We start from the raw sequence: 24,054 nt of genomic DNA on the forward strand, positions 1-24,054 counted from the left end.
TTTCACCATTCATAACAAGAGAGCTTTCTTCTATACTTTACCATTATCTATCGGGTTCCTCCCCTTCTTTCTATTGCAAATTCGTGACAAACAAATAAACAATCAGTGAACAAGCAATGGCTAACCAATTTACTAAATCGTTATTAAGTAAACGAATTCCTTTAATATGTACAGTTTTTTGCTGACAGTGCTCCGTTTTTTCTGTTTCAATGCCGCAAACCTCGCAGCGGTACATCGCTTGCCACACCGCTCCTAAATATGTATCAATCATGCAGCCTAAAAAACCGGCGATGCTCACAGCAACAACGGGAACACCATCCCATAGCAGCGAACCGACCACAGCGATTAGTCCAGCTCCTAAACAAGAAGCAGCAAGGCCAAGCCAGGTAACCGCCCCTGATGTCCCCGGCTCCGTTTTTTCCCATGTTGTCACAAGGCGAGGAGACTGGCGGCTGAGACTGCCAATCTCTGAAGCCCATGTATCCGCATTCGCCGCAGCAATGGAAACGATAAACAATCCTTGCCAAACAAAGGAAGGAAAAAAAAGGGAGAGTAGGCTAATGGTCGCCGGAATGCTTCCATTCGCGAAAACTTGAATATAATCCCGTTGCGATCCTTTTGCGACTTTTTCCGCTACTCTTTCCTTTTTCCGATGACAAAAATGGCTCCAAAAGCTTGATGTAACAAAAAATACGCCTAATAGGCATAATCCCTTCCAAGCAAATCCAGCAGCAACTGCTGTTCCAACCAAAACGGTCGCTAATGCTCCCGATATCGATAAAGAGCGGACAACGAAGCCGCCAATAGCCACGATCCAAATAGCAGCTATATATAGCCATTCATTCATCACACATCATAACCTTTTCATTAGTAACAATCATGTCAACCGGAATGTCATGCGCTTCAAATGGAACATGGTTTACCACTTGAAAGGAATAAGCAAGCGAAATCGTCGGCCGCCAAAAATGCTGCAGGTAACGGTCATAGTATCCGCCCCCATAGCCGATTCGATATCCTGCTTTGGAAAAGCATACTCCCGGAACGATCATCACATCGATTTGCCGAGAAGCGACTTCTTCCGTCATGGCTACAATCGGCTCCTGTAAACCGAAATAAACAGACTCTAATTGATCAAATGAACGGATGGCGCGAAATGTCATCGTTTTTTCTTGTGGATCACATTTTGGGACGCATACCGTTTTTCCTTCCTGCCAAGCCTTTTCAATAATGGGTTTTGTGTTAATTTCGTTCTCTCTGGAAATGGTGATCCCAATGGTTTCCGCCTGCTGCCAAACCGGCAAAGCGTACAGATTCTCCGCAATTTGCGCGTCATACTCGTTCTTTTGCTTTGCTGATAAGCTTCTTATTTTTTCTTTCATTTGCTTGCGAAGCGCGCTTTTTTCCTGCAATTCATTCCCTCCTCTGCTTTGCCCTCCTCCTCACTTACCTAAGTTGAAGTGGAGCATTCCTGTCCTTCTCTTCGGTAAAGACCGATTCATTCCCCACTTATGGAAGCAGGAGATTTCTTATTTGAGATGATAAAAAAGCAGCAGGAAAACGTTTCCTACTGCTTACTTTGTTTCGCGATGAAGGGTCGCTTTTTTGTCTCTTGGACAATATTTTTTTAACTCTACACGATCTGGATTGTTGCGTTTATTTTTTGTTGAAATATAGTTACGTTCGCCGCATTCTGTGCAAGCCAATGTAATATTTACGCGCATGATCATTTCCCTCCAAACTTTATAAACTTATAATCAGACTTTTCTATGATAGCACTTTTTTGCGGCAATTTCCATATTTAATTTATGCATTTTGATACTGGCGAATTTTTTTTATATAATAAATCATCGTTTCACGTGCTCTTTGAACATCCAGGGCTTCAGAATAAATGGTAAACATCGGCTGATCCAGCTCCGGTAAAATAAACGTCCAGCCGCCATCAGGATGATATAATTTAATTCCGTCATTGACATCGACAATCGTTTCGTCCTCATCCTCCATCAGTCGACGCAATACAATCGCCCGGGCGTTCCAAGGACAGAACACATATTCTCTAAGCCAATGCATGCGCGGGGTGGAAGCGGTAATTTCAGATAATGGACGTCCCTCGGCAGCTAGCAGCTGAAGGAGCTGGACAAACGCATAAATGGCATCATAACAAAAATGAAACGGTTGCTGCCATTCTTTGAGCATCTCTTTTCGTGCCCCTTTGATTTTTTTGATTTGCCCATTCATTTGTCTAGCCACGGTCTCTAGCGCAGATGGCGCATAGCTTGGAACCAAAACAGGACATTCTGGCTGAAACCATAACGAGGTGATCGTATATAACGATAGCAGTTGTTCTTCAGTCACTATCGTTCCGCTTTCGTCCATAATCCAAAATTGCTCGCCATCCCTTCCTGTGATTAAAGCAAATAACGCGTCTCCTGTTTTTATATAATCGGCAATATCGCGAAAATCAGCGCTTTTCAGCATTTCAATTTCGCATGGCTGGCCATGAAGCAGTTTGTTTGCAAGATGATGGACATGTGATTCTGAGGCAAGAATTGCTTTGCAGCCACGAAGAGGCAAATGGATTTGTTGCTGCATTTCTTGAATGTAAGAGGCGCTTGGCTGTAGATGAGTATTAGAAAAACCTATTTGTTCCATCGACACACGGCGGATTTGCTCTTGAACGAACGTACGTTCAATTTCTTTTTCTTGTAAATAATTAATCGGATAGCCGTGCTTGTCATACAAATCAATGTAGATGCTTCGATCTTTTTCATCAAGGAAAATATAGACGCCGCCATCATAAGAAGATCGACGAAGCTGGTGACGCACAATCGGCGCAGTAACACTTTCTAGACATTCCGCTGTAACCACTCCTGATGCGTGCAGTCCATGAATAAACGCTTGTTTAATGAGGTTCGTAAATGGGTGTCCATCCCCTGCAACCATTACATGATGATGAACCTGAAGCGTACTTCCATAAGCAGCAGCTAGCCTCGAAGCATATTCGGGCGTCATTTCTACATTAGCAATACCGGCAATCCCGCGTGTTCCAAACAAGGATTTTTGTTGTTGCTTTCCCCAAAACACGGAAGAATGAATCACTGTTCCTTCCGCAATCGTTTTTTCCGGCCAAATTTTCATATTGGGCTTTACCTGCACCCGCGGTTGAAGAGTGCAGCGGCTACCGATTACGGATTGTTCAAGCAGTTCCACGTTGTTGCCTAAATAGGTGCCATCTGCTAAAATACTGCCACGCAATTCGCAATGCTTTCCGATATAGCTTCTCTCCCAAATGATACTTCGTTTCACGGAAGCATGCTCGCCGATTTGCACATTGGGTCCAATGACAGAATGGGCATCGATTTTGACGTTTTGGCGAATAAACGCTCCATTGCCTATAAATGATGGACCGACAATAACCGCACCATCCTCGATTTTCACATCGGATCCGACCCAAACATGGGGAAACAGCTCCTTGCCATTGATCGACACTTGCACATGTTTATTTAAAATGTCTATGTGCGCTTTTTGATATTGCTGAATGGTGCCGATATCGAGCCAATAGCCTTTAGCCAAAAAAGCATATAAAGGCACATCCTTTTTTAATAAAAAAGGGAAAACATCATTGCTGAAATCGCACTTTTCATTTTCAATAATATACTCTAAAATTTCCGGTTCAAAAATATAAATACCCGTGTTGACAAAATCGGTATATACTTGGTTCCATTTTGGCTTTTCAATCAGCTGCTTGACCCGCCCTTCACGTGAGACGATAATTCCTCCGTAATTAAGCGGCTGCCGCTCCTGCGACATAACGATCGTGGCTAAAGCGCCTCGCTGGCGATGAAATTCTACCGCTTCAAACAAGTCGATATCGGTTAGCGCATCTCCACTGACAACAATAAACGTGTCATCAATAAAAGAAGCGGCGTTTTTTATGCTTCCTGCTGTGCCAAGTGGCTCATGTTCTTCAAAATAGTCAATATTCACTCCAAATCGGCCGCCGTCTTGAAAATGCTGTTTAATCACTCCCCCTAAATATTGAATGGTCATCGCAATATCAGTAATCTCAAACCGCTTGAGCCACTCAATGGTGTATTCAAGCACTGGTTTTCCAACAAGTGGGACCATTGGCTTTGGAATGTTGCACGTCAGCGGTCGCAAACGCGTCCCTTTTCCCCCAGCCATAATCACACCTTTCATGATTTTTTCACCTCCCTACCTTTTTTACGGAATATTCTTTCAATATTTTTTATTTTTATTTTAACTCCTTCTCTCCTTACTTACAATAATCTTATCGATTTTATGCATTTATTTATGGTATAGTGAAGTGGGGTGATAGAAAATGATGGAATATACGTTAATTGGATTTGTAATCATTTCCCTTCTTCTTTTGGCTGCGTCTTTTTTCGGAAAAGATCAAATGAAAAGCTTAGAAGAGCAAATAGATCATTTAACGCTTTCATTGGCTCAAGAAACGTATCAACTCAAAAAACGGCTGAAGATATTGGAGGAAGAATTATTAATAAATGAAGAAAAGCCTTTTTCATTAACAGAAAAAATAAAAGACGATTCACCTCTCGCATCATCATATGCCCGTGTATGGGCTCTTTATAAAAAAGGTCTTTCAGCGGAGCAAATTGCCCGGGAAACATCGCTAACGGCTGAAGAGGTGCGCATGATTTTGCGGGGGATTGCTCGATGAACAGAGAAGCGATTCGCGGATTTGCGCTCGGAATGTTATTGTCAACCTCCATCATTGGCATCATTTATTATCAGCAGCCAGTTAAATCAACGAAAGCGCAGCTTGATGCCTATTTGCAAAAAAACGAGTTGGTCGTTTTGGCAAAAACAGAATATCAAGCGCTAAAAAAAGCAGCGGAAACGAAGGCGCAGGCTGCTTCTCCACAGACAACGACAACGGCACCGCCAGCAACCATTCGTATTTATCGGCTTGTTATTAACAAAGGAGATGTTCCCACAAAATTTGCTAAAGAACTAGAAGAAGCGAAAATTATCTCTGACGATCAGGCTTTGACCAACTATTTAAACGCCCATCAACTCACTGGACAAATTCGTCCCGGCACATATGAAATACGCAGTGATATGAAATATGAGGAAATCGCTCGCATGATTACCCATTCAAAAAGGTGACCCCTTAAAGGGCCACCTTTTTACATTTATCCATTTAAATCGTAATGCTTTCCTTTTACGAGATAGACGACATGCTCTCCTAAATTAGTCGCATGATCGGCGATACGTTCAATATAGCGGGCAATCAAGGAAAATTGGTTAATTTGCAAAGCATTTTCTTGATTGGTGGCGTTCAATCGCAGCAGTTCCCTCATGATTTGTCCATATAACTCATCTACTTCATCGTCCATTTCTGCAATTTTCCGAGCCAATACCACATCTTCTTCGTAATATGCTTTTAAACCAATGGACACCATTTCTAGCGCAACACGGTGCATTTGCATGATTTTTTCCATTTCCAGCGCAAATGGACGGTCGCCCATTCGAATCGCCGCTTTCGCAATATCAACAGCAAAATCAGCAATGCGTTCAATATCTGTTGCAATTTTAATCGCAATGACAATTCTCCGCAAATCAATGGCTACCGGTTGTTGTTTCGCAATGAGCAAAATAGCAAAATCGTTGATTTCTTCTTCCAAAGTGTCAATTTGACTGTCGTTGTCAATAATTTGCAATGCTAGTTCAATATTTTTGTGTTGAAATGCCTGAATGGAATAATTTAACGCTGTTTCGGTTAAGCTGCCAAGTTCCAGCAGCTTTTGCTGTAATGTTTTTAAATCATAGTCGAATTTTTCTCTGGCCGGCATATTGGTTCCACCTTTCGTTTAGCCGAATCTTCCGGTAATATAGTCCTCGGTGCGCTTGTCCGAAGGATTGGAAAATAAACGGTCTGTGTCATCATATTCGACCACTTCACCATTTAAGAAAAAGGCTGTTTTATCAGAAATACGCGCGGCCTGCTGCATATTATGTGTAACGATAATAATGCTATAGTTCTCTTTAAGCCTTTGAATCAGCTCTTCTATTCTTAATGTAGAAATCGGATCTAAAGCGGATGTCGGTTCGTCCATTAAAATCACATCCGGTTCAATGGCGAGACAGCGGGCAATGCATAAACGCTGTTGCTGTCCTCCCGATAATCCGCCGGCATTATCATAAAGGCGATCCTTCACTTCGTCCCAAAGGGCCGCACCGCGCAAGCTTTTTTCCACAATCTCATCAAGTGTTCGTTTGTCGCGAATCCCATGAATGCGTGGACCATAAGCGACATTATCATAGACGGATTTAGGAAATGGATTAGGCTTTTGGAAAACCATTCCGACTTGTGTACGCAGTTCTTCCACCCGATATGATTGATCGAAAATATTGCGGTTGCGATAAACAATCTCTCCAGATGTGCGCACATTCGGAACTAGTTCGATCATTCGATTTAATGTTTTAATATAGGTCGATTTTCCGCATCCGGAAGGACCAATGATCGCCGTCACTTCATTTTCATAAATATCCAGATGAATATTCTTTAAAGCATGATGCTCACCATACCACAAATTTAATTCACTTGTACGATAAACAATCTCTTTATCTTTCTCTGCCGGTTTCGAAATTGCCCCGTTTTCCGCTTTTGTCTTGATCATTGTCAATTCCATTGGGTTCTCTTCCTCCATCCATATAAGCATCAGAAGCCAACGATATTCATCGATATTGTCTTTCATTTATTATCATCCTATTGATCATAAGCATAGAACAGCGATTTTTCTTCGTCAAAACACGTGATTTCGCTTTTTGTAACACCTAAAGAGTACTATAAGACTTTTAACTTGGTTTTAAGAGATTGTTAAGCTTTTGTAAAGCAAAAAGGCACTCAATAATGAGTGCCTCTTCAAAATGGTTCTAGCTTTTCAGCTGGTGTTTGCCTTTACATCTGTGCTTTTGACGGAAAACGCCCAGCACCGTCATTTTACATTCATTGAATGGTCGGCGAAATAACGTTGTTTAGCCTCATCCCTACGTAAATGTAACATGTCGAATGACATCATTTTCTCATCAATGAACGCAGTGACTCTTATTGATTGGTTGCTTGCGAATCTGTCTGCGTTTCGTCTTGTTGCGTTTGCTGTGTCCCTTGCTGCGGCCGTTCCTTTTTCAATTCAAAGTACGCATCTAAAATTCGGCGGCCGATTCGGTTATTAATGCCGTCACTGTCTCCTTGTGTCGCCCATGGCACGACAACGGCAAACGACACTTCAGGGGCATTGTAAGGAGCATAACCGACTAATGTTAAATTATAGGTTGGATCATTTTTTTTGCTTTGAATCGGACCGTCATAAAATGCTTCCGCTGTTCCTGTCTTTCCGGCCGGCTTGTATGGAGCGTCGGCGAAATACGCATATGCTGTTCCCCCCGGCTCTTGCATAACGCGGCGAAAGCCTTCCTTCACCCGGTCGATATAGGCTGTCTTCATATCGACCCGGTTCAGCACCGTCGGCTGAAAATCGCGGATCACCGGCCCTAGCTCTTTGTCATCGTTATTCGGCTCGCGGATTTCTTTGACAATTTGCGGCTTCATACGATAGCCGCCATTGGCAATCGTTGAAACATATTGCGCCATTTGCATCGGCGTATACATATCGTACTGGCCGATCGCTAAGTCAAGAAGCAGCCCCGGCATTTTGCTTGATCCTTGAAACCCGGTAATTTCATTCGGCAGATCGATGCCGGTTTTGACGCCGAGGCCAAATTGGCTAAAATAACGCCGGATCGTCGTAAAAGCATCCGGATCGATGCTGAGCGGACCATGCGGACGATAAGTGCCGCGACCGATTGCGATCGCGGTTTTAAACATATACACGTTCGACGATTGTTTAAGCGCCGTTAATTCATTGATGCTTCCCATCGTCTTCCACGATTTTTTCGGCTTTGTTCCTTTAATGTATAACGGTTCGTCGACCAAGTACGTATTATTATGAAGCACACCTGTTTGAAAGCCGGTTAATACAGTGGCTCCCTTAACAGCCGACCCCATTGCATAAGCAGACGTAATCGTTCCAAGGGCATAATCCTGTATTTCCGTTTTGCCGCTGTCCGTTTTGACTAATCTTTTTCCCGCCATTGACAGCACTTCCCCTGTTTTCGGGTTCATCATCACGACAAAAGCCCTGTCCAATAACGGCGCATGCCCTTTCCGTTTCGTAGCAAGCAGCTCTTCTTGAATAATCTGCTCGACGCGCTGCTGCAGTTCCATATCAATGGTGAGCACGAGATCCTTGCCCCGTTCTCCTTCATACACTTGTTGCGTCTCAATGACATTTCCTGATTTATCGGTTATATTTTTTATTTTCGCTTTTTTGCCGTGAAGCACATCTTCATATTGCGCCTCTAAATAGCTTTTACCCACGCGGTCGTTGCGGCTGTAATCGCGCGCCAAAAAGTAGTCGAGCTTCTCCAGCGGAACACCGTCCTCATCGCTTGTGACGCTGCCCAGTACAGAGCGGAACGTGTTGCCATATACATAATGGCGCTCCCAATCTGTTGTCGTATTCACTCCTGGCAGCTCTTCTAAATGTTCGCTGACCACCGCGTATTCTTCATTTGTTACATTTTTATTTTTCACAATTTGCGGCGTTAGCGCATAGCCGCTATCAAGCGATCGCTTAATAGCGAGCACTTTCATTTCTTCAGGCTTGATTTCTTTTAGATCATCAGCTGTAATTCGTTCAAGTGTTAATTCGTACACCTTCTTGTCCAGCTCTTTATCAGATAGCCCCTTTTTTTGCAGCGCTTTTTTTTCTGCTTCGCTGACCTTTTTAGCCGCCTTTTCTTCTCTTGTTAAAATCCAATAATCCTTCATATCGCGTTCGGTTACTTTATCTACAGGCTTATCAATGTATTGAGCCAATCGCTGGGCAATTTTTAGTGTATCTTCTGGAGTCGTCGTTTTCGTACGAGTATACGTAATTGCATTCAGCGGGATGTTATCAACAATCACACGATGATAGCGATCATAAATTTTGCCGCGCGGCACCGGTGTGCTCACTGTCACATTTTCCGTCCGTTCGACTTCTTTTCGATATTGCTCGCCATACACGATTTGTACAACCCCAAGCCGTAAAATCAGGGCTGAAAACAGCATAAACACGAGAAAAAATAATATATTTAACCGAAATGGTACTTGCGCCCTTTTCTTTTTTTTCAAAATGACACCCTCCTGCTTTTTAACGATTCCATTTCTTATTGTAAAAGAAACGGCGGCATTTTTCTAGAAAATCGTCATAAAGAAAGAGGCCCTATGCAGGAGAGCCTCCTTCTTTGTTCGTAAAAGTGCGGCGGAGAACAGCTTCATCCCCTTCCCGCTGCTGTTTTCTTGAAACCTCGATCGGGCGGATAAACCAATAAATCATCGTGTGCCCCGCTCCTAGCACCATCATCAGTACAGAAATGCCGCTTTTTTCGTTGAAAAAGGTAATGGTGAATAAAAAGGCGAGAATGGAGACAATGCGTCCAGCATTTAAAAACAGCTCGCGAACGACGATATATTCAATTCTTCGATCCGCTGATCCCCAGCTCTTGCCAATCACATCAAATGTCAACGATGAATACGGCACGAGCAGGATCGGATAAGCGATCGCAATCGCAACAGCATACAGCATCAAACGCATATAGGAGGGATCGAAAACAATTAAGAAAATCGCCGCGTACAGCAATAAACCGCCGCATAAAATCGCCAGTTTTCGATAAGATGGCTTAATCAGTCTAGAGGCAACATAGTACGCCACAAAGGATGTCAGCGAATTCACAAAACCAAATTTTCCAAGCGCCCATTCGCTATCGGTGGCAACATACACAAAGACAGAAATAATAAAAACAAAAATCCCTTCTCTTAATCCTTGAAAAAAATGAGCGTTTGTAATCAACCGCCACTCTTTATTATTCTGCCTCTCTTTGATAATGCGCAGCAAAGCGTATTTTCCTTCTGCCTGCCTCCTCTTAAGGAAAAAGCTGAGGACTACAGCAATTAAAAACATCCCTAATGAGATGGAAAAAATGAGCGTATATCCTTTCTTAACAAGCATGGAAATGATATATCCTGCAGCGATAGGGCCGATCATCCCGGCGGCCGACGTTAAAATGCCTAGAAAGCCATTAAAAAAATCCCGTGTATTCGGTTCTGTGATTTCAAATGTCAATACATTAAACGCCAGCCAATAAAAACCATAGCCGATCCCAAGCAACGAACCAAGCAATAATAAATAATCATCGGCGCGCTGTCCAACAAGCAATACACTCATAAAAAAAGCCGCTAAAAATGACACGCCTAAACGCAAAACAATAATGCGATCGACTTTTTTCGCAAGTCTTCCGGCAAAAACAAACGTCAAAGGCTGCAATACTACAATCGCCAAATTATACAGCGCCAAATCCCGAAATTCTCCCGATTGTTTCCATAAATATACATTCACAAAGGTGTTGGAAAGTGCAATGCTTAATGAATAAAAGCCACCGATGCATAGCAACAAGATGAGATCGCGATTGATATGCTCATGGCCGAATATTTTTTTTAGCATAGTCATGGTTAACTCCCCTTTTCATCTTAAAGGATAGTTTGGCAATCTCCTGCCTGTTCTATGCACCGCACATAAAAAAGACGCCCCTGAATCCAAAGCCATCCTAGACTGTCCATCCATATTAAAAAAGCGGTCTGAGACAGAAAAAACCGAAACAAATGGCGGCTAAAAATAATGGAGCCAAAGTCAAAATTGACTTTGGCTCCTGTTTGAGACGGCGATTGATTGGGGCCGTCCCTTTCCATTCATTTCTTATTTTGCAGCTTGATAACGTTTAGTAACCTCGTCCCAATTTACGACATTCCAAAATGCAGAAATGTATTCTGGACGACGGTTTTGATATTTTAAGTAGTATGCATGCTCCCAAACATCCAAGCCAAGAATTGGCGTTTTTCCTTCCATAATCGGATTGTCTTGGTTTGGCGTGCTTGTCACTTCAAGCTCGCCATTATTCACAACGAGCCAAGCCCATCCAGAACCGAAGCGAGTTGTTGCGGCTTTTGTAAATTCTTCTTTAAACGCAGCAAAGCTGCCGAATTTTTTGTTGATCGCATCCGCTAATTCACCAGTTGGCTCACCGCCGCCATTTGGCGAAAGAATCGTCCAGAAAAGGCTATGGTTGGCATGTCCACCACCATTATTGCGAACAGCTGTACGAATGCTCTCTGGAAGCGCTTCTAAATTGCTAAGCAATTCCTCAAGCGTTTTTCCTTGCAGATCTGCATGACCTTCTAACGCTGCATTTAGGTTTGTAACATATGTGTTATGGTGTTTAGTGTGGTGAATGTTCATTGTCTCCTTGTCAATATGCGGTTCAAGCGCGTCATAAGCATAAGGTAATTGAGGTAATTCAAAAGCCATTTTAATTCCTCCTTTGTTGTCATATGTACTGAACGAGAGCCTCGTCCATTCAAAATTAGCTTACCAAAATTGCCACAATGTTTCAATTTATTTGCTTGTTTGATAAGCTTAACAATTTTTATACATTTTCTTAATAAAAGCTTAAACTTCATTCAATACATTGAAAGTAGGATTTTGGCATAAATGGTATCAGAAATGAGGAGTGCAAATGATGAGCAAATCAAAGCAAGCACGGGCAATTTTATCACGCTTATCTTCTTTGCTAGATGCAACAAAGCAAAAAGGGAAGTCTATGCGTTCTCTCCCTTTTTTTCGTCTTTCCTTTTCTCGCAAATGGAGTTTGCAAACGATGTTAACGATGCTGATTATTCTAACCAGCTGCCTTGCGTCCATGTTGATCGCTTATACAAGCTATCAAAAAAACAAACAAATCACTACTCAAGCCGTCGAACAACAAATGCAGCTGGCAACAGAAGTGACGATCGAAAAAATTTCGATGCTAAAATCTACTGTCACAAATGAAGACTTTCAAAAAAAGCTATCATACATACTTACATTAACTAAATATAAGTTCCAATCTCTTCAAGCAAATCCCATGCAATTTGTGATCACAAAAGAGGGAAAGTTAGAAAAATTGGCGGGGTTTCATAGCTCCTTGCCCGCGCTTTCTCCGTCATCGATTCGGAGCATATATGAAAAAAAACAAGGAATTCTCCATATTCAAGGGCTGACACTCTCTTACGCCTCTTCTGTTGACTTAAACGGTGATATCTATGTATTAGCGTTGAATGATCAGGATTATTTGCAGCCTGTTTTTGCTTATCAAAAAACAAGCATCGTGATTTCATTGCTGATTGCCCTGCTTGCAAGCTTAATCGGCTGGCTGATCGTACGCAAGATGGTTAAACCGATCACCTTATTAAAGCATGCTATGGAGCAAGTGGGAAAAGGAAATCTGCAAACACGTCTGCAATTAAGGCATGCGAGTAAGGATATCCATGCACTTGCAGCCGGTTTTAATCAAATGGCCGACAGCTTAACCGCATTGATTGCGCATCTAGATACAAGCTCTAAGCATGTCTCTCACTCGTCTGAAACATTAAAGCATGCTGCATACGAATCGCGGCTCGCATTTGGACAAATTTCAAGCGCGCTTGGAGAAATCGCTAGCGGCGCAGAAAAACAAGCCCATTCCACCATCGAAACGACACAGTTTTTTCATGAAATAGCCGAAGGAATGGAGCAAGCGTTTCATTCCATGGAAGACGTTGAAGCGTCGACAAATGAAGCGACACATAAAGCCCATGCAGGAAACCGCTTAGTGGATCATGCTGTTCAACAAATGCGTTTAATCCAAAAAACCGTTGGCGAAACCGCTGATGCCGTATACATACTGGGTGAAAAGTCGAAACGAATTGATCAGATCGTCCATCTAATTAGCCAAATTGCCAATCAAACGAATCTCCTTTCTTTAAACGCAGCCATTGAAGCAGCACGAGCAGGAGAGCATGGAAAAGGATTTTCCGTTGTCGCTCATGAGATTCGAAACCTTGCTTCCCAAAGTGGTGAAGCGGCAAGGCAGATACGGGAAATTATTGAAGAAATTCAGCATGGCGTCAACCAAACCGTTCACTCCATGGCGCGAGGATCGGAAGTGATCAAGGAAGGAATCGAAATCGTTTATCAAACCGATACATCATTTAAAGACATCGCTCATGCTGTAGAAAATGTGTCGAGAGAATCAAAGGAAGTAGCGGCGATGATCCATCATGTCTGCTCGCAAACAAAACAAATGTCCATGACTATGGAAGAGGTATCTTCTATTTCGCAACAAATTGCGGCCAATATGGAGCATGCAGCTGCGATTGTTCAGGAGCAAAGCGCTTCCGTTGACGAGGTTTCGCATGCCTCTAGCTCGTTAAATGATCTCGTCAAACAGCTGCAACAAGTCGTTCAAACGTTTAAAGTATCTGCTAGGGATAAAAATTAACAAGCTTTTTTCATTTACAAGTGTGTCGTCACATGATAGTGGTGAAAAGCAAATTGTGTACATGTTTGCTAGGCCACTCACATGTCCAGTTGCGCTAAACAACCGATGAAATAGATGGTCTTTATATCGCACTTATTGACTCATCAAGTAAAAGAATCCCTTTTTAGCACATAAGGGATTCTTTTCATTTTACAGCACTAGTTGAATTCTCTGGCTGAACAATATACAATGAGCATGGAAGCAAGGGAAGGATGTGTAACGGATGAATCTATTCATGCAGCTATGGAAAAGTTTGTATTCGCCAAAAGATATCGCTCGATTTCGTTTTCAAAAAATTGGAAGATCCATTTTATATATCTTCCTCTTGTCATTGATTACATCACTACCTACTACTTATTATTTTACAACAAGCTTTATTGAAGGCACGCGTTACACTGGCGGTTTGCTACAAAACGACATTCCGTCTTTTACCATCGAAAATGGTTCCCTACATTCGTCAGCCAGCGAGCCGATCGTCATGAATGAACAAGGTTTAACCATTGTGTTTGACAGCACGGGAAAAATGACAAAAGAAGAAGTGGAGCGCCTAGGAACAGCGATTGGACTTTTAAAGCATGAAGCCGTGCTTGTGACAAATAGTCAATTACAATCTTATAACTATTCCATGTTTCCTCAAGATACCAAGCTGACAGATCAGGATGTACACTCATTTATTCAAACGGTTCAATCATTGCTTCCTGTACTGATTCCGCTGGCGTTTTTGTTCCTTTATATTTTTACAAGTGCGAGCAAGTTCATCGGTGTATGTGTTCTTGCCTTTATCGGACTTATTTTAAAAGGCACGCTTGATAAAAAGATCTCGTATCGTCACACATGGGTGATGTCTGCGTATTCCATAACTTTATCCACCATCTTTTTTGCCATTATGGAAATGATGCACACAGCGGTTCCATATGCACCATTTCTCCATTGGTTCGTATCCATTACCGTATTATTTTTAGCCATTAGGGAAATTCCTTCTCCTAAAGCTCATGACTAAACTAGGTTTACCTCAATATACGAAGCGCTCCCTATCAAGCAGGCAGGGAAAAAGCGCATATGAAGCAGCCTGAGTCCCTGTATTCATAAGGACTCAAGCTGTTTCATTTTCGATTTCGATGATTCGATTGAGTATAAAACACCTGAATGAACCTCCCCCATCTCCCCTCCGTTAAGAGGCGGGAGACTCCTCGGTCGATGATGTTAAAGCCGTATATTTATCTCGTGCGAACTCGGGGTTAGCAGCAAGCTCCCCTGCTTAATGTGGCGCAAAAAAGGGCTCGGTTCACCCACACTATAAAGCTGCAAGTCATGCATAGCCCGGGTACAGGCAGTGTAGAACAATCGGCGCAGGCTCTCATCTCCATATACTTCGGCCGATGCGTTATAAATGATGACGGCATCAAATTCGATTCCCTTGGCCAAATACGCTGGTATGACCACAACACCTTGTTCATATTCAGTCGAGCTGCGCTTTACAAGTTTTATTTCTTCCACGCTTTTCAATGCGTTATATGCGGCATTGCTTTCCGCGGCGGATTTGCATATGATCGCGATCGTATTGTATCCCCGTTTCCGCAAGTCCGCGACTTTAGAAGCAATCGAGCGATGCAATTCGGTATGATTGGACAATTGCGTCAATACCGGCTTATCTCCGTCGCGTTCAAAAGCAACAATTCGTCCGCCATCAGACACGAGTCCGCGCGTAAATTCGACGAGCGGTCTTGTGGCTCTGTAACTGCGCGCCAAAGTGATCCCATCTGTTTCATCTGGCCCGTATAAGCTGGTAAGCGTGGAAAAGTCGACAGTTTCGCTGGCATGGGCGAAAATTGCCTGGTTAAAGTCGCCGAGCACGGTCATCCTGGCTGCTGGAAACAAGCATTTCAAAAACTCAAATTGAAAAGGAGAGTAATCCTGCGCTTCGTCAATAAGTAGGTGTTTAATCGAGATATTCGTTTGAAATCCTTGAATCAGCTCTTTCAAAAATAAAAACGGCGTCGCATCTTCGTAAAACAATTTGCCTTCGTCAAGCATGCTCACCGTCAATCGGCACATATTCTCCCACTCCTCTGGCGTTTCCCCCTCCATCCACTGCTTGATTCTCGCTAGAACGATGAAAAGTTGCTTATATAACCCTTTTATGTCGATAAAGCGAAGCGCCCGGATTCGCTTGCGTAACGGCTTAAGCTTCTTGTGAACGATCAATTGACCTAGCGCTTCGACTTCCATTTCATAATTGGCCAACTCTTCTCCTTTAAAGCCGTGCTTTTTTCGTAAGAGAGTATGAGCTTTATGGTAATCCTCGTTGCTAAGCAATTCGATTTCTTCCTGCACCCATGGCTTAGTCCGTTCAAGCTTCTCAGCTTTATCGATTTGCTTGTTTAGCCAAGCGACCAACTTTTCGATTCTATTGTGAAAACGGAGCGAAGTGTCGCTGCTATAAAATCTTTCGGCAATTTGTTGGGCGGTGACAATGGCTTTTCCTCTAAACCGAATATCTTTAAAGAGCATGCCGGATAATTCAAGCGACTGCCGGTAGGCCTTGATCGTTTCAAAAAAACGGGCCGAGGCCTTGAAGCGGATGCTTGCAGCCCTAGTCCGGTATGAAGGATCATCCGTTGCCGTTAACACATACTCCAACTGTCCGTATGGGTCCTCGACTTGAAATTCATGACTCAGCCGATGATCTAAGTATTCCTGAAATGTAACCTGATGCATATTCTCTTCGCCAAGTTCAGGCAACACATTGGCTACATAGCTACTAAACATTAAATTAGGGGAAAATAAAATGATTTGGTCGGCTTTTAACTTATCCCGATATTTGTAGAGCAAGTAAGCGATTCGCTGAAGGGCAGCTGATGTCTTGCCGCTGCCAGCGGGACCTTGCACAATGAGCAATCTCCCGCGGTCATGCCGAATGATTCGGTTTTGTTCCTTTTGAATAGTGGCCACGATGTTATGCATATGTTTATCTGTCACTTTGCCAAGCACCTGCTGTAAAATCTCATCCCCAATCGTGAGGCTCGTATCAAACATCGATTGGATCACACCGCCACGAATGAGATATTGCCACTTTTTCTCCAGCATGCCACGGACTTTACCTTCAGGTGTCGTGTATTCAGCTGGACCGGGCGGATAATCGTAGTAGATACTCGAGATCGGCGCCCTCCAGTCGTAGATGAGAATATTCTCTCCACTTGTATCTATGAGCGTAGAGATGCCAATATAAATTCGTTCAGCAGCAGAAGTTCCTTCTTCAGCGAAATCGATTCGACCGAAATAAGGCACCTCCTGCATGCGGCGCAGCGCGATCAATCTCTTGAACGCCTGTCTGTGAGTGCTTTGGCTCACAGACAGATTCTGCGCCTGTTGTCTTAAGGCAATGATGGTTTCAAGGAAATCATCGAACGTATCGGTATTCACCTTGACATCATCCCAAAAATGTTTGCGGAACTCAATCACTTCTTCACGACGACGGAATGTTTCATTTTCCAGCGTGACGATTTGCTCCGCAATTGTCTCCATCACGCTGTCCAATCGTTTTTGCTCCTGCTGAAGTTCTGTATTCATACCAAGCACTCCTTTAAAAAATAATGAAAACAGGGGTTGACTAAGGGAGTTTTTTGTTATAAAATTATAATAGGGATATTATTGTAAAAAATAACAAAAAGTGTGTTTCTATATTAATTTATCATATTTTCTTTCGTTTATCAATGCATTTAGTGCTCTATAAAGAGATCACAAAAAATATCCAAATATGTGATCATTTTTCAGCGGAGAGCACATCATATAGTTGAGCCTCATGTTGTAACTTTATTATCGTTTTTTATTCCCTCTCCTCTTTTCTTATTTTTAGATGAACGAAATTTCCCAAGCTATTTCTAGTTCTTCTATTCCCGCCAAATATCCTCATTGTCGTTAACCATTTTCAATGCTTTTGACACATCGTTTCCATAAAAAATTCCCTCCATTAATAGACAGACTCATGGGACTTTTTCTGTCTACTAGAAGGGAATGATCTCGAGAAAAGTTCGTATTTTCTAAGACGCTATTTTCATTTTTCGCTTATTCGTGCGTTTATTTCCAGTGAAATAGCGCTGCAATAGCACGGAGACAAAACGAGCTCCAATATTAAATAGCAGAACCATAATCATTAAAACGGCAGCTGATTTCGCTGCAATGAGCTTGGCGTCAGGAACAATTCCTTCCGAATTTAATTTCCAAATGTGAACAGTCAATGTTTCAGCAGGACGAAAAATATTTAGCGGATGCATCTTACTTGACAGATCAGCTGAAGCGTTCAGCAATGGAGTGGTTAATCCTGCCGTATAAATAAGAGCTGCCGCTTCACCAAAAATTCTTCCTGCTGCTAAAATCACTCCCGTAATAATTTGCGGAAGCGCTGCCGGAATCGTCACTTTGACTAATGTCTGCCATTTCGTCGCTCCTAGCCCAAGGCTAGCTTCCTTTACACTGTGTGGAACATCTAAAATCGCTGTTTCGCATACTCTCGTTAATCCTGGAAGGTTTAAAATCGTAATCGCTAAAGCGCCGCCGATTAACGTATACCCCCAGCCAGTCAATGTCACAAATACTAAAAGCCCGAACAAACCGACAACAATCGAAGGGAGAGAAGCCATTGTTTCAATGCATAAGCGAATAAAGCTTAACAGCCTCCCTTGCTTTGCATATTCCGCTAAGTAAATGCCAGCTCCCAATCCAAGCGGCACAGAAATGAGCAATGTCAACACAAGCATGTACAGCGAATTAAATAATTGAGGACCTATGCCTCCCCCTTCTTTTGTATTGCTCGGGAGACCGGAAAGGAAATCTAGATCCCAAAATCCCCATCCTTTGATGAGAATGGTGATGACAAAATAACCTAACAATCCAACAACCATAAACGAAAGCACGTATAAAACCCCTGTCCAAATGGTGTCAACCGTTCTCGCCTTCATGTTATTTTTCACCTCTTTGTCCAATTGCTCGAATCAATAAAATGAACAAGAAAGAAATCAGCAGCAAAATCATGGCTAATGTCCACAGTGCATTATTCCAGGCTGTTCCATTTAACGTGTTGGACATATCCATTGTCAAAATACCTGTTAATGTCGCAGTTGGACTATACAATCCAGAAGGCAGCTTCACGGTGTTTCCGATCACCATTTGAACAGCCAACGCCTCACCAAAAGCACGGGCTAAACCTAGTACAATTCCTGTCAAAATTCCTTTGCGCGCTGCTGGAACAATGACGCGGCTAATCGCCTGCCAGCGTGTCGAACCTAATCCGTACGATGCTTCTAAATAAGCACGAGGAACCGCGCCGATCGCATCGGAAGCGATGCTTGCGATGGTTGGTAAAATCATAATACTTAAAACGATCATACCTGCTATTAAGCTGAATCCAACTCCTCCCCACCACTCGCGAAACAACGGTACAAGAATCGTTACTCCTAAAAATCCGTAAACGACTGAGGGAATCCCTACAAGCAGCTCTAACACCGGCTTTAATACCCTTGTACCGAACCAAGGAGAAATATAGTTAATAAATACAGCTAAAGCAAGAGCGATCGGTGTGCTTAGAACAACAGCGCCAACCGATACAAGGGTTGAGCCAACAATGAAAATGACGGCGCCATATTTAGGTTCTGATTGGTTTGGAGCCCATTGTTTCGAAAAGAGCATTTCTCCAAGTGGAATATGGCTTTGTGTAAAGGACTGAATTCCTTTGCTGCAAATAAAGATGATAATGGCAAGAGTCACAAGCACAATAAAAAATCCGCACACCGTCACTAATGATCTACCAATATACTCGCTTTTCCAATAATTAATTGGTTTTTTCCCCTTCACCAGATCTTCACCTTCCCTATTCATTCAAACGAATAGGACTGACTTAAGGACAGCCAGCCCAATCGATCTCAACTCATGGTGCCAAATAATCGATTCACGTTGTTCTCTTTGTACTGTATTCATACAACGGACAGATGGAACGATTGATATCTGTAAAAAACCCTGATCAATGCTCAGAGACAAGCCGATGGCTTCCTCGGTCATGCCAAAGCGTGACGGAGCGCCAAACAACCAGTCGCTTATCGATCCATTCATGGATCGATAAGCGATGGGTTCGGTCGCCCGTTCATCGAAACCGGATGAAACTTGATTCATTTGGTGATCAATATGGATTCATCGTAATCTATATAACACCACGAATGATCACATTATTCTAATTCCGACATCGGAATATATCCCATTTCTTTTACCTTTGCCGCAAACTCTTCACCTTTAATAAAGTCGATAAATCCTTTTACAGCGTCTTTCGGTTCCCCTTTTGTGACCATGTACTCATAAGACCAGAACGGATATTTTTGCGCTTTAATATTTTCAATCGTTGGTTCAGCACCATCAATTTTTAGCGTTGTTAAAGCGTTCGCTTTATCTCCTACAAGGTACGACATGGCTACATAACTAACGGATCCTGGCGTCGTTTGAATCGCTTGCTCTACTGCGCCATTAGAATCCTGAACGGTTCCAATGCTTTCATCAATGGCCACGTCTTTCATGATCGTTTTTTCAAATGTTGCGCGTGTTCCTGAAGAAGCCGGGCGGTTAATGACATTGATTTTCTCGTCGTTTCCACCAACTTCTTTCCAATTTTTCACCTTACCAGAAAAAATATCTTGAATTTGCTGAACAGTTAATGATTCGACCTTTACATCTTTATTTACAACTAAAGAAAAGGCAATGCCTGCTACTTTAGTGTCAATTAATTCTCCTGCTTTTGATTGGTCTTCAATTTTTTCTGCTGATGGAACATCTGAGTTACCGATTTGAACAGCACCAGCTGCTACTTGGTTGACACCCGTACCGCTTCCTCCACCTTGCACGGTAATCGAAACATCTGGATATTTTTGCATGAACTCAGTTGCTGCTTCTTCAGCAAGCGGCTGAAGCGCTGTAGAACCGGCTAATGTCACCGTTCCGGAATAAGATGTGTTTCCTTCGTTGCCTTGATCGTTCGTTGCTCCTGATGTTTGATCGTTGTTATCAGAATTCCCACATCCAGTAAGTGCCCCCGTGATGAATAGTGCTGCCATCGCTAGCTTTAGATTTCTTTTCAGCATCATTTTACCCTCCATATTTTTTCTGTATCTGATTTACAAAGCCATTGTATCGAACAAGTTTTAGGCTTTTATTAATGAAATGTTAAGTTTCAGTAAAGATGATTTCCTTTTTTTACAAAACTCTAGAACGGACAGAAAATAAAACAAAATCTGAAACAATCTTTCAACTTGCTCTTTACGAGTCTCTCCTACCTACATGGAAGACTTCGCTCTGAATCGTTGGCTATGGGCTTTTTAATCGAAAAGAGGCATATTTATAAAGGACAAGCATACATAGTTAATAACGGCAATTTGTTCGTTGATGGAAGAAATAAGAAGAGAAACGGAGAAGGAGCCATTCATCTAAAGAAGATTCACTTGTGCTTTTGGTTGTGATCATCATTAGGAGGACAGAAAGCCGCGATGAGGAAATTAATGAAGGTATGCGCCGTTTGTCTAGCGATTTATATTATTTATCATGACGTCACAAAAGGAACATTGCCCGTTTCCGAACAAAAAGTGGCCCATGCACCTTCTGCTAAAACAGAAACAGCTGCATCAAGCAGCTATCGGGTCATCAAAGTACAAGCGGGAGACACTCTGCTTTCGATTATGGAACGCGAACAAGGCCAATCGCTGCCGGTTTCGATTGAAGAGCTTATTGAAGATTTTGAAGCACTCAACCCGGGCATAAAAGCAACCTCTATTCAAATTGGCAAAGCGTATAAATTTCCCATCTATAAATAAAAAGAACTGAATTTCTTGTCAACCGTTGACCAACACTGTTACAATAATTGAGAAGTTGACATGAACTTGTTTCTTAAAAGGAGCGAATGTTTCGTGAATGAAATAATTCATCGTTCAAAAACCCGGCCTGTTCGCGTCGGAAACCTGACGATCGGTGGAAGCAATGAAGTTGTTATTCAAAGCATGACAACGACAAAAACGCATGATGTGGAGGCAACGGTTGCTGAGATTAAACGGCTGGAAGAAGCGGGATGCCAAATTGTTCGCGTAGCCTGCCCTGATGAACGAGCAGCCAATGCTATCCCTGAAATAAAAAAACGAATTAATATTCCTCTTGTTGTAGATATCCATTTCGATTATAAGCTGGCGCTAAAAGCCATTGAGGGTGGAGCAGACAAAATTCGTATTAATCCAGGAAACATTGGACGCCGCGAGAAAGTGGAAGCGGTCGTGAAAGCGGCAAAAGAACGGGGAGTTCCTATTCGAATTGGCGTTAATGCCGGCTCCTTAGAAAAACGGATATTAGAAAAATATGGATACCCAACAGCGGATGGTATGGTGGAAAGTGCGTTGCATCATATTCGAATTTTAGAGGAGCTGGACTTTCACGATATTATCGTCTCGCTAAAAGCATCCGATGTTCGTCTCGCGATCGAAGCATATGAAAAAGCTGCACGCTCATTTGATTATCCACTTCACCTTGGCATTACCGAGTCAGGAACATTATTTGCAGGAACCGTTAAAAGCGCCGCTGGACTTGGCGCCATTTTAAGCAAAGGCATCGGAAATACGATCCGTATTTCACTCAGCGCCGATCCAGTCGAAGAAGTTAAGGTTGCAAGAGAACTATTAAAAACCTTTGGCCTTGCCTCCAACGCGGCTACGCTGATTTCTTGTCCTACATGCGGCCGTATTGAGATTGATTTAATTAGCATTGCCAATGAAATTGAGGACTATATCGCCAAAATCAAAGCCCCTATTAAAGTCGCAGTGCTCGGTTGCGCCGTCAACGGTCCTGGCGAAGCACGAGAAGCTGATATCGGCATTGCTGGCGCGCGGGGAGAAGGCCTTCTTTTCCGCCATGGAAAAATTGTAAGGAAAGTTCCAGAAGAAACAATGGTTGACGAATTGAAAAAAGAAGTGGATAAACTGGCTGAGGAATATTTCGCCAAGCAAAAACAATCACAAAAAGCTTGACGCATGATGCGTCAAGCTTTTTATTCAGTAATAAAACGGCAAAATAAACAGTTTTACGATTATCGACACAATGCCGATCCCGATCGCCCAAGCCCCTAAAGTTCTTGCGCCGCGTCGGCGTGCAATAAAGCCGACAATAATTCCTGCTGCTCCTAAAATAATCGGCATCATAAACAGGGAAAGAAGCGAAAGGGCGAGTGCTGTCCAGCCAAATCCTGCGCCTCCTGCTCCTTCTCTTTCATCACTTCGATCGTAATGACGAATCGGTTCAGCGATTTCTGACGATGTTTCCTCCATAAAATCAGGTTCACTGTCTGTTTCTCTTATTGATCGCACGTAGCTCTCATTGTCATACGAGCGATTTCGATCATCGGCCATGTTATTCCCTCGCTTTCCTTAAATCAAGGAGCATTTATAGTATGATTCAACACCTTCAAAATATTGATGCGAATGTTTTCATCGCGAGGAAAAATACACGTAATATGTTACAATATAGATGAAGAAAGGAGTGCAGAAGCGACCATGAAAAAACGACTCGGGATTGACATCGACGGAACAGTTACGTGCCCAAGCACATTTATTCCTTATTTAAATCAGTCATTTCAAAAGGAGCTGACACTTGCTGAGATTACCCAATACAATTTAGCTCCTTTATATGGCACCACAGAAGAAGAAATGGATCAATGGATGGAGCAGTATGAGGCCACGATTTATGAGCAAGCCCCTCTCGCCCAGCACGCTCTAGAGATGATCAACAGCTGGAAGGACGAATATGAGCTTTTCTACATCAGCGCTCGCGGCAAGCATTTATATAATATTACAGAGCAATGGTTTAAAAAAAATGGCGTTCATTACCATCATATTGAGCTTGTTGGTTCTCACGATAAAATTGCAGCAGTGAAAGCCTTTGATATCGCTGCTTTTTTTGAGGATAAATATGATAACGCTTGTGACATTGCAGAACAATGCGGCATTCCTGTAATTTTATTTGATACTCCGTACAACCAGGGACCTTTGCCTAAGCAAGTAATCCGCGTCAATACATGGATAGAGGCAAAACAACAGCTTGAACAATGGTTCCATGCCGTTCAAGGGGACATCTCGTTATAACGAGATGTCCCCTTGACATTCCGGACATTTCCCATATATTTCGAATTTATGACCAGATACTTCATACCCTTGTAAATGCTCAGCTAGCTCATTCATCGGACAAGTCGCAATCTCTTTCGTCTTTCCGCACTCCATACAAATAAAATGATGATGGTGGTGCGAGGTGCTGCAAGTAAAACGAAAATGCTTTTCTCCAGACAGCTCGGTCATTTCTAAAATTCCAAGCTCCACAAATAAGGACAAATTGCGGTAAATCGTATCAAAGCTTAATCCAGGATAATCGTCTTTTAAAGCATCCAATACATTTTTGGCCGTTAAATACTTATCTGTTTTGGCAAATAAGTAAAGCATATCTTCCCGTTTTCCCGTATGCTTAAACCCGCTTTTTTTCATTAACTGAATCGCTTGCGCCACATCCATT

At 42.6% G+C, this 24,054-nt stretch carries 22 protein-coding genes; 7 read left to right on the forward strand and 15 right to left on the reverse strand.

Annotated elements, in window-relative coordinates:
* Positions 1-70 precede the first annotated feature (70 nt).
* The 4 genes from AT864_RS01785 to AT864_RS01800 form a co-directional block, all read right to left on the reverse strand.
* Positions 71-847 carry a DUF92 domain-containing protein gene (locus tag AT864_RS01785; protein ID WP_044744526.1) on the reverse strand — a complete coding sequence of 259 codons (777 nt, stop codon included), beginning with the start codon at positions 845-847 and terminating at the stop codon, positions 71-73.
* Complete coding sequence (locus AT864_RS01790) at positions 840-1,409, reverse strand: 5-formyltetrahydrofolate cyclo-ligase (RefSeq protein WP_044744527.1); 570 nt, start codon at positions 1,407-1,409, stop codon at positions 840-842. The genes AT864_RS01785 and AT864_RS01790 overlap by 8 nt, the downstream gene beginning before the upstream one ends.
* A 162-nt stretch (positions 1,410-1,571) precedes the next feature.
* Positions 1,572-1,721 carry a 50S ribosomal protein L33 gene (gene rpmG, locus AT864_RS01795; RefSeq protein WP_044744528.1) on the reverse strand — a complete coding sequence of 50 codons (150 nt, stop codon included), beginning with the start codon at positions 1,719-1,721 and terminating at the stop codon, positions 1,572-1,574.
* Positions 1,722-1,803: 82 nt separating this feature from the next.
* A complete protein-coding gene (locus tag AT864_RS01800; RefSeq protein WP_066145860.1) occupies positions 1,804-4,197 on the reverse strand; it encodes a sugar phosphate nucleotidyltransferase in 2,394 nt (797 codons plus the stop codon).
* Between the two features lie 142 nt (positions 4,198-4,339).
* Here AT864_RS01800 and AT864_RS01805 point away from each other — a divergent pair, with 142 nt between their 5' ends.
* Both AT864_RS01805 and AT864_RS01810 read left to right on the forward strand, forming a co-directional pair.
* Complete coding sequence (locus AT864_RS01805) at positions 4,340-4,699, forward strand: hypothetical protein (RefSeq protein WP_044744530.1); 360 nt, start codon at positions 4,340-4,342, stop codon at positions 4,697-4,699.
* Positions 4,696-5,148: an endolytic transglycosylase MltG gene (locus AT864_RS01810; protein ID WP_066145863.1), complete on the forward strand. Its 453-nt coding sequence runs from the start codon at positions 4,696-4,698 to the stop codon at positions 5,146-5,148. The genes AT864_RS01805 and AT864_RS01810 overlap by 4 nt, the downstream gene beginning before the upstream one ends.
* A 26-nt stretch (positions 5,149-5,174) precedes the next feature.
* Here the strand turns inward: AT864_RS01810 and phoU are convergent, their stop codons facing one another.
* The 5 genes from phoU to AT864_RS01835 form a co-directional block, all read right to left on the reverse strand.
* Entirely contained in the window at positions 5,175-5,834 is a 660-nt protein-coding gene (phoU, locus tag AT864_RS01815; protein ID WP_044744532.1) for a phosphate signaling complex protein PhoU, read from the reverse strand.
* Positions 5,835-5,852: 18 nt separating this feature from the next.
* Entirely contained in the window at positions 5,853-6,662 is an 810-nt protein-coding gene (gene pstB / locus AT864_RS01820) for a phosphate ABC transporter ATP-binding protein PstB (RefSeq protein ID WP_231734583.1), read from the reverse strand.
* A gap of 428 nt (positions 6,663-7,090) precedes the next feature.
* On the reverse strand, positions 7,091-9,220 hold the full coding sequence (locus AT864_RS01825; RefSeq protein ID WP_044744533.1) for a penicillin-binding protein 2: 2,130 nt from the start codon (positions 9,218-9,220) through the stop codon (positions 7,091-7,093).
* Positions 9,221-9,311: 91 nt separating this feature from the next.
* Positions 9,312-10,595: an MFS transporter gene (locus AT864_RS01830; RefSeq protein ID WP_044744534.1), complete on the reverse strand. Its 1,284-nt coding sequence runs from the start codon at positions 10,593-10,595 to the stop codon at positions 9,312-9,314.
* Between the two features lie 246 nt (positions 10,596-10,841).
* Positions 10,842-11,450, reverse strand: coding sequence for a superoxide dismutase (locus AT864_RS01835; protein ID WP_044744535.1), 609 nt, complete (start codon positions 11,448-11,450; stop codon positions 10,842-10,844).
* 211 nt (positions 11,451-11,661) lie between these two features.
* Between AT864_RS01835 and AT864_RS01840 the strand changes: the two genes are divergently transcribed.
* A complete protein-coding gene (locus AT864_RS01840; RefSeq protein WP_156450477.1) occupies positions 11,662-13,440 on the forward strand; it encodes a methyl-accepting chemotaxis protein in 1,779 nt (592 codons plus the stop codon).
* A 262-nt stretch (positions 13,441-13,702) separates the two neighbouring features.
* Complete coding sequence (locus AT864_RS01845; RefSeq protein ID WP_044744536.1) at positions 13,703-14,479, forward strand: DUF1189 domain-containing protein; 777 nt, start codon at positions 13,703-13,705, stop codon at positions 14,477-14,479.
* 203 nt (positions 14,480-14,682) lie between these two features.
* Here AT864_RS01845 and helD read toward each other — a convergent pair whose 3' ends face one another.
* The 4 genes from helD to AT864_RS01865 form a co-directional block, all read right to left on the reverse strand.
* Entirely contained in the window at positions 14,683-17,049 is a 2,367-nt protein-coding gene (gene helD / locus AT864_RS01850) for an RNA polymerase recycling motor HelD (RefSeq protein ID WP_066145864.1), read from the reverse strand.
* A 470-nt stretch (positions 17,050-17,519) separates the two neighbouring features.
* The gene (gene pstA / locus AT864_RS01855) at positions 17,520-18,437 is read right to left on the reverse strand and encodes a phosphate ABC transporter permease PstA (RefSeq protein ID WP_044744538.1); all 918 of its coding nucleotides are present in this window, start codon (positions 18,435-18,437) and stop codon (positions 17,520-17,522) included.
* Position 18,438: 1 nt separating this feature from the next.
* Positions 18,439-19,329 (reverse strand): phosphate ABC transporter permease subunit PstC, encoded by an 891-nt coding sequence (pstC, locus tag AT864_RS01860; RefSeq protein ID WP_066145867.1) that lies wholly within the window; start codon positions 19,327-19,329, stop codon positions 18,439-18,441.
* 368 nt (positions 19,330-19,697) lie between these two features.
* The gene (locus AT864_RS01865) at positions 19,698-20,603 is read right to left on the reverse strand and encodes a phosphate ABC transporter substrate-binding protein PstS family protein (RefSeq protein ID WP_183186467.1); all 906 of its coding nucleotides are present in this window, start codon (positions 20,601-20,603) and stop codon (positions 19,698-19,700) included.
* 399 nt (positions 20,604-21,002) lie between these two features.
* On the opposite strand from AT864_RS01865, the gene AT864_RS01870 reads away from it, so the two are divergent.
* Positions 21,003-21,326 carry a FimV family protein gene (locus AT864_RS01870; protein ID WP_066145870.1) on the forward strand — a complete coding sequence of 108 codons (324 nt, stop codon included), beginning with the start codon at positions 21,003-21,005 and terminating at the stop codon, positions 21,324-21,326.
* Positions 21,327-21,419: 93 nt separating this feature from the next.
* Complete coding sequence (ispG, locus tag AT864_RS01875; RefSeq protein ID WP_066145873.1) at positions 21,420-22,523, forward strand: flavodoxin-dependent (E)-4-hydroxy-3-methylbut-2-enyl-diphosphate synthase; 1,104 nt, start codon at positions 21,420-21,422, stop codon at positions 22,521-22,523.
* 24 nt (positions 22,524-22,547) lie between these two features.
* On the opposite strand, the gene AT864_RS01880 is transcribed toward ispG, so the two are convergent.
* Positions 22,548-22,901, reverse strand: coding sequence for a hypothetical protein (locus AT864_RS01880; protein WP_044744543.1), 354 nt, complete (start codon positions 22,899-22,901; stop codon positions 22,548-22,550).
* A gap of 144 nt (positions 22,902-23,045) precedes the next feature.
* Between AT864_RS01880 and AT864_RS01885 the strand changes: the two genes are divergently transcribed.
* Positions 23,046-23,633 (forward strand): hypothetical protein, encoded by a 588-nt coding sequence (locus tag AT864_RS01885; RefSeq protein WP_066145877.1) that lies wholly within the window; start codon positions 23,046-23,048, stop codon positions 23,631-23,633.
* On the opposite strand, the gene AT864_RS01890 is transcribed toward AT864_RS01885, so the two are convergent.
* Positions 23,628-24,053: a Fur family transcriptional regulator gene (locus AT864_RS01890; protein WP_066145882.1), complete on the reverse strand. Its 426-nt coding sequence runs from the start codon at positions 24,051-24,053 to the stop codon at positions 23,628-23,630. The two genes, AT864_RS01885 and AT864_RS01890, sit on opposite strands and share 6 nt — an antisense overlap.
* Position 24,054 lies beyond the last annotated feature (1 nt).

The organism is Anoxybacillus sp. P3H1B (genome assembly GCF_001560855.1).
In the GTDB taxonomy this organism is placed as follows: domain Bacteria; phylum Bacillota; class Bacilli; order Bacillales; family Anoxybacillaceae; genus Anoxybacteroides; species Anoxybacteroides rupiense.

Coding starts and splice junctions, on each gene's coding strand:
- AT864_RS01805 (WP_044744530.1), top strand. CDS start 4,340: ATGATGGAATATACGTTAATTGGATTTGTAATCATTTCCCTTCTTCTT.
- AT864_RS01800 (WP_066145860.1), bottom strand. CDS start 4,197: ATGAAAGGTGTGATTATGGCTGGGGGAAAAGGGACGCGTTTGCGACCG.
- helD (WP_066145864.1), bottom strand. CDS start 17,049: ATGAATACAGAACTTCAGCAGGAGCAAAAACGATTGGACAGCGTGATG.
- AT864_RS01830 (WP_044744534.1), bottom strand. CDS start 10,595: ATGACTATGCTAAAAAAAATATTCGGCCATGAGCATATCAATCGCGAT.
- AT864_RS01880 (WP_044744543.1), bottom strand. CDS start 22,901: ATGGCCGATGATCGAAATCGCTCGTATGACAATGAGAGCTACGTGCGA.
- AT864_RS01865 (WP_183186467.1), bottom strand. CDS start 20,603: ATGATGCTGAAAAGAAATCTAAAGCTAGCGATGGCAGCACTATTCATC.
- pstB (WP_231734583.1), bottom strand. CDS start 6,662: ATGATCAAGACAAAAGCGGAAAACGGGGCAATTTCGAAACCGGCAGAG.
- AT864_RS01890 (WP_066145882.1), bottom strand. CDS start 24,053: ATGGATGTGGCGCAAGCGATTCAGTTAATGAAAAAAAGCGGGTTTAAG.
- AT864_RS01885 (WP_066145877.1), top strand. CDS start 23,046: ATGAAAAAACGACTCGGGATTGACATCGACGGAACAGTTACGTGCCCA.
- AT864_RS01845 (WP_044744536.1), top strand. CDS start 13,703: ATGAATCTATTCATGCAGCTATGGAAAAGTTTGTATTCGCCAAAAGAT.
- AT864_RS01840 (WP_156450477.1), top strand. CDS start 11,662: ATGAGCAAATCAAAGCAAGCACGGGCAATTTTATCACGCTTATCTTCT.
- phoU (WP_044744532.1), bottom strand. CDS start 5,834: ATGCCGGCCAGAGAAAAATTCGACTATGATTTAAAAACATTACAGCAA.
- rpmG (WP_044744528.1), bottom strand. CDS start 1,721: ATGCGCGTAAATATTACATTGGCTTGCACAGAATGCGGCGAACGTAAC.
- AT864_RS01810 (WP_066145863.1), top strand. CDS start 4,696: ATGAACAGAGAAGCGATTCGCGGATTTGCGCTCGGAATGTTATTGTCA.
- AT864_RS01785 (WP_044744526.1), bottom strand. CDS start 847: ATGAATGAATGGCTATATATAGCTGCTATTTGGATCGTGGCTATTGGC.
- AT864_RS01870 (WP_066145870.1), top strand. CDS start 21,003: ATGAGGAAATTAATGAAGGTATGCGCCGTTTGTCTAGCGATTTATATT.
- AT864_RS01835 (WP_044744535.1), bottom strand. CDS start 11,450: ATGGCTTTTGAATTACCTCAATTACCTTATGCTTATGACGCGCTTGAA.
- pstA (WP_044744538.1), bottom strand. CDS start 18,437: ATGAAGGCGAGAACGGTTGACACCATTTGGACAGGGGTTTTATACGTG.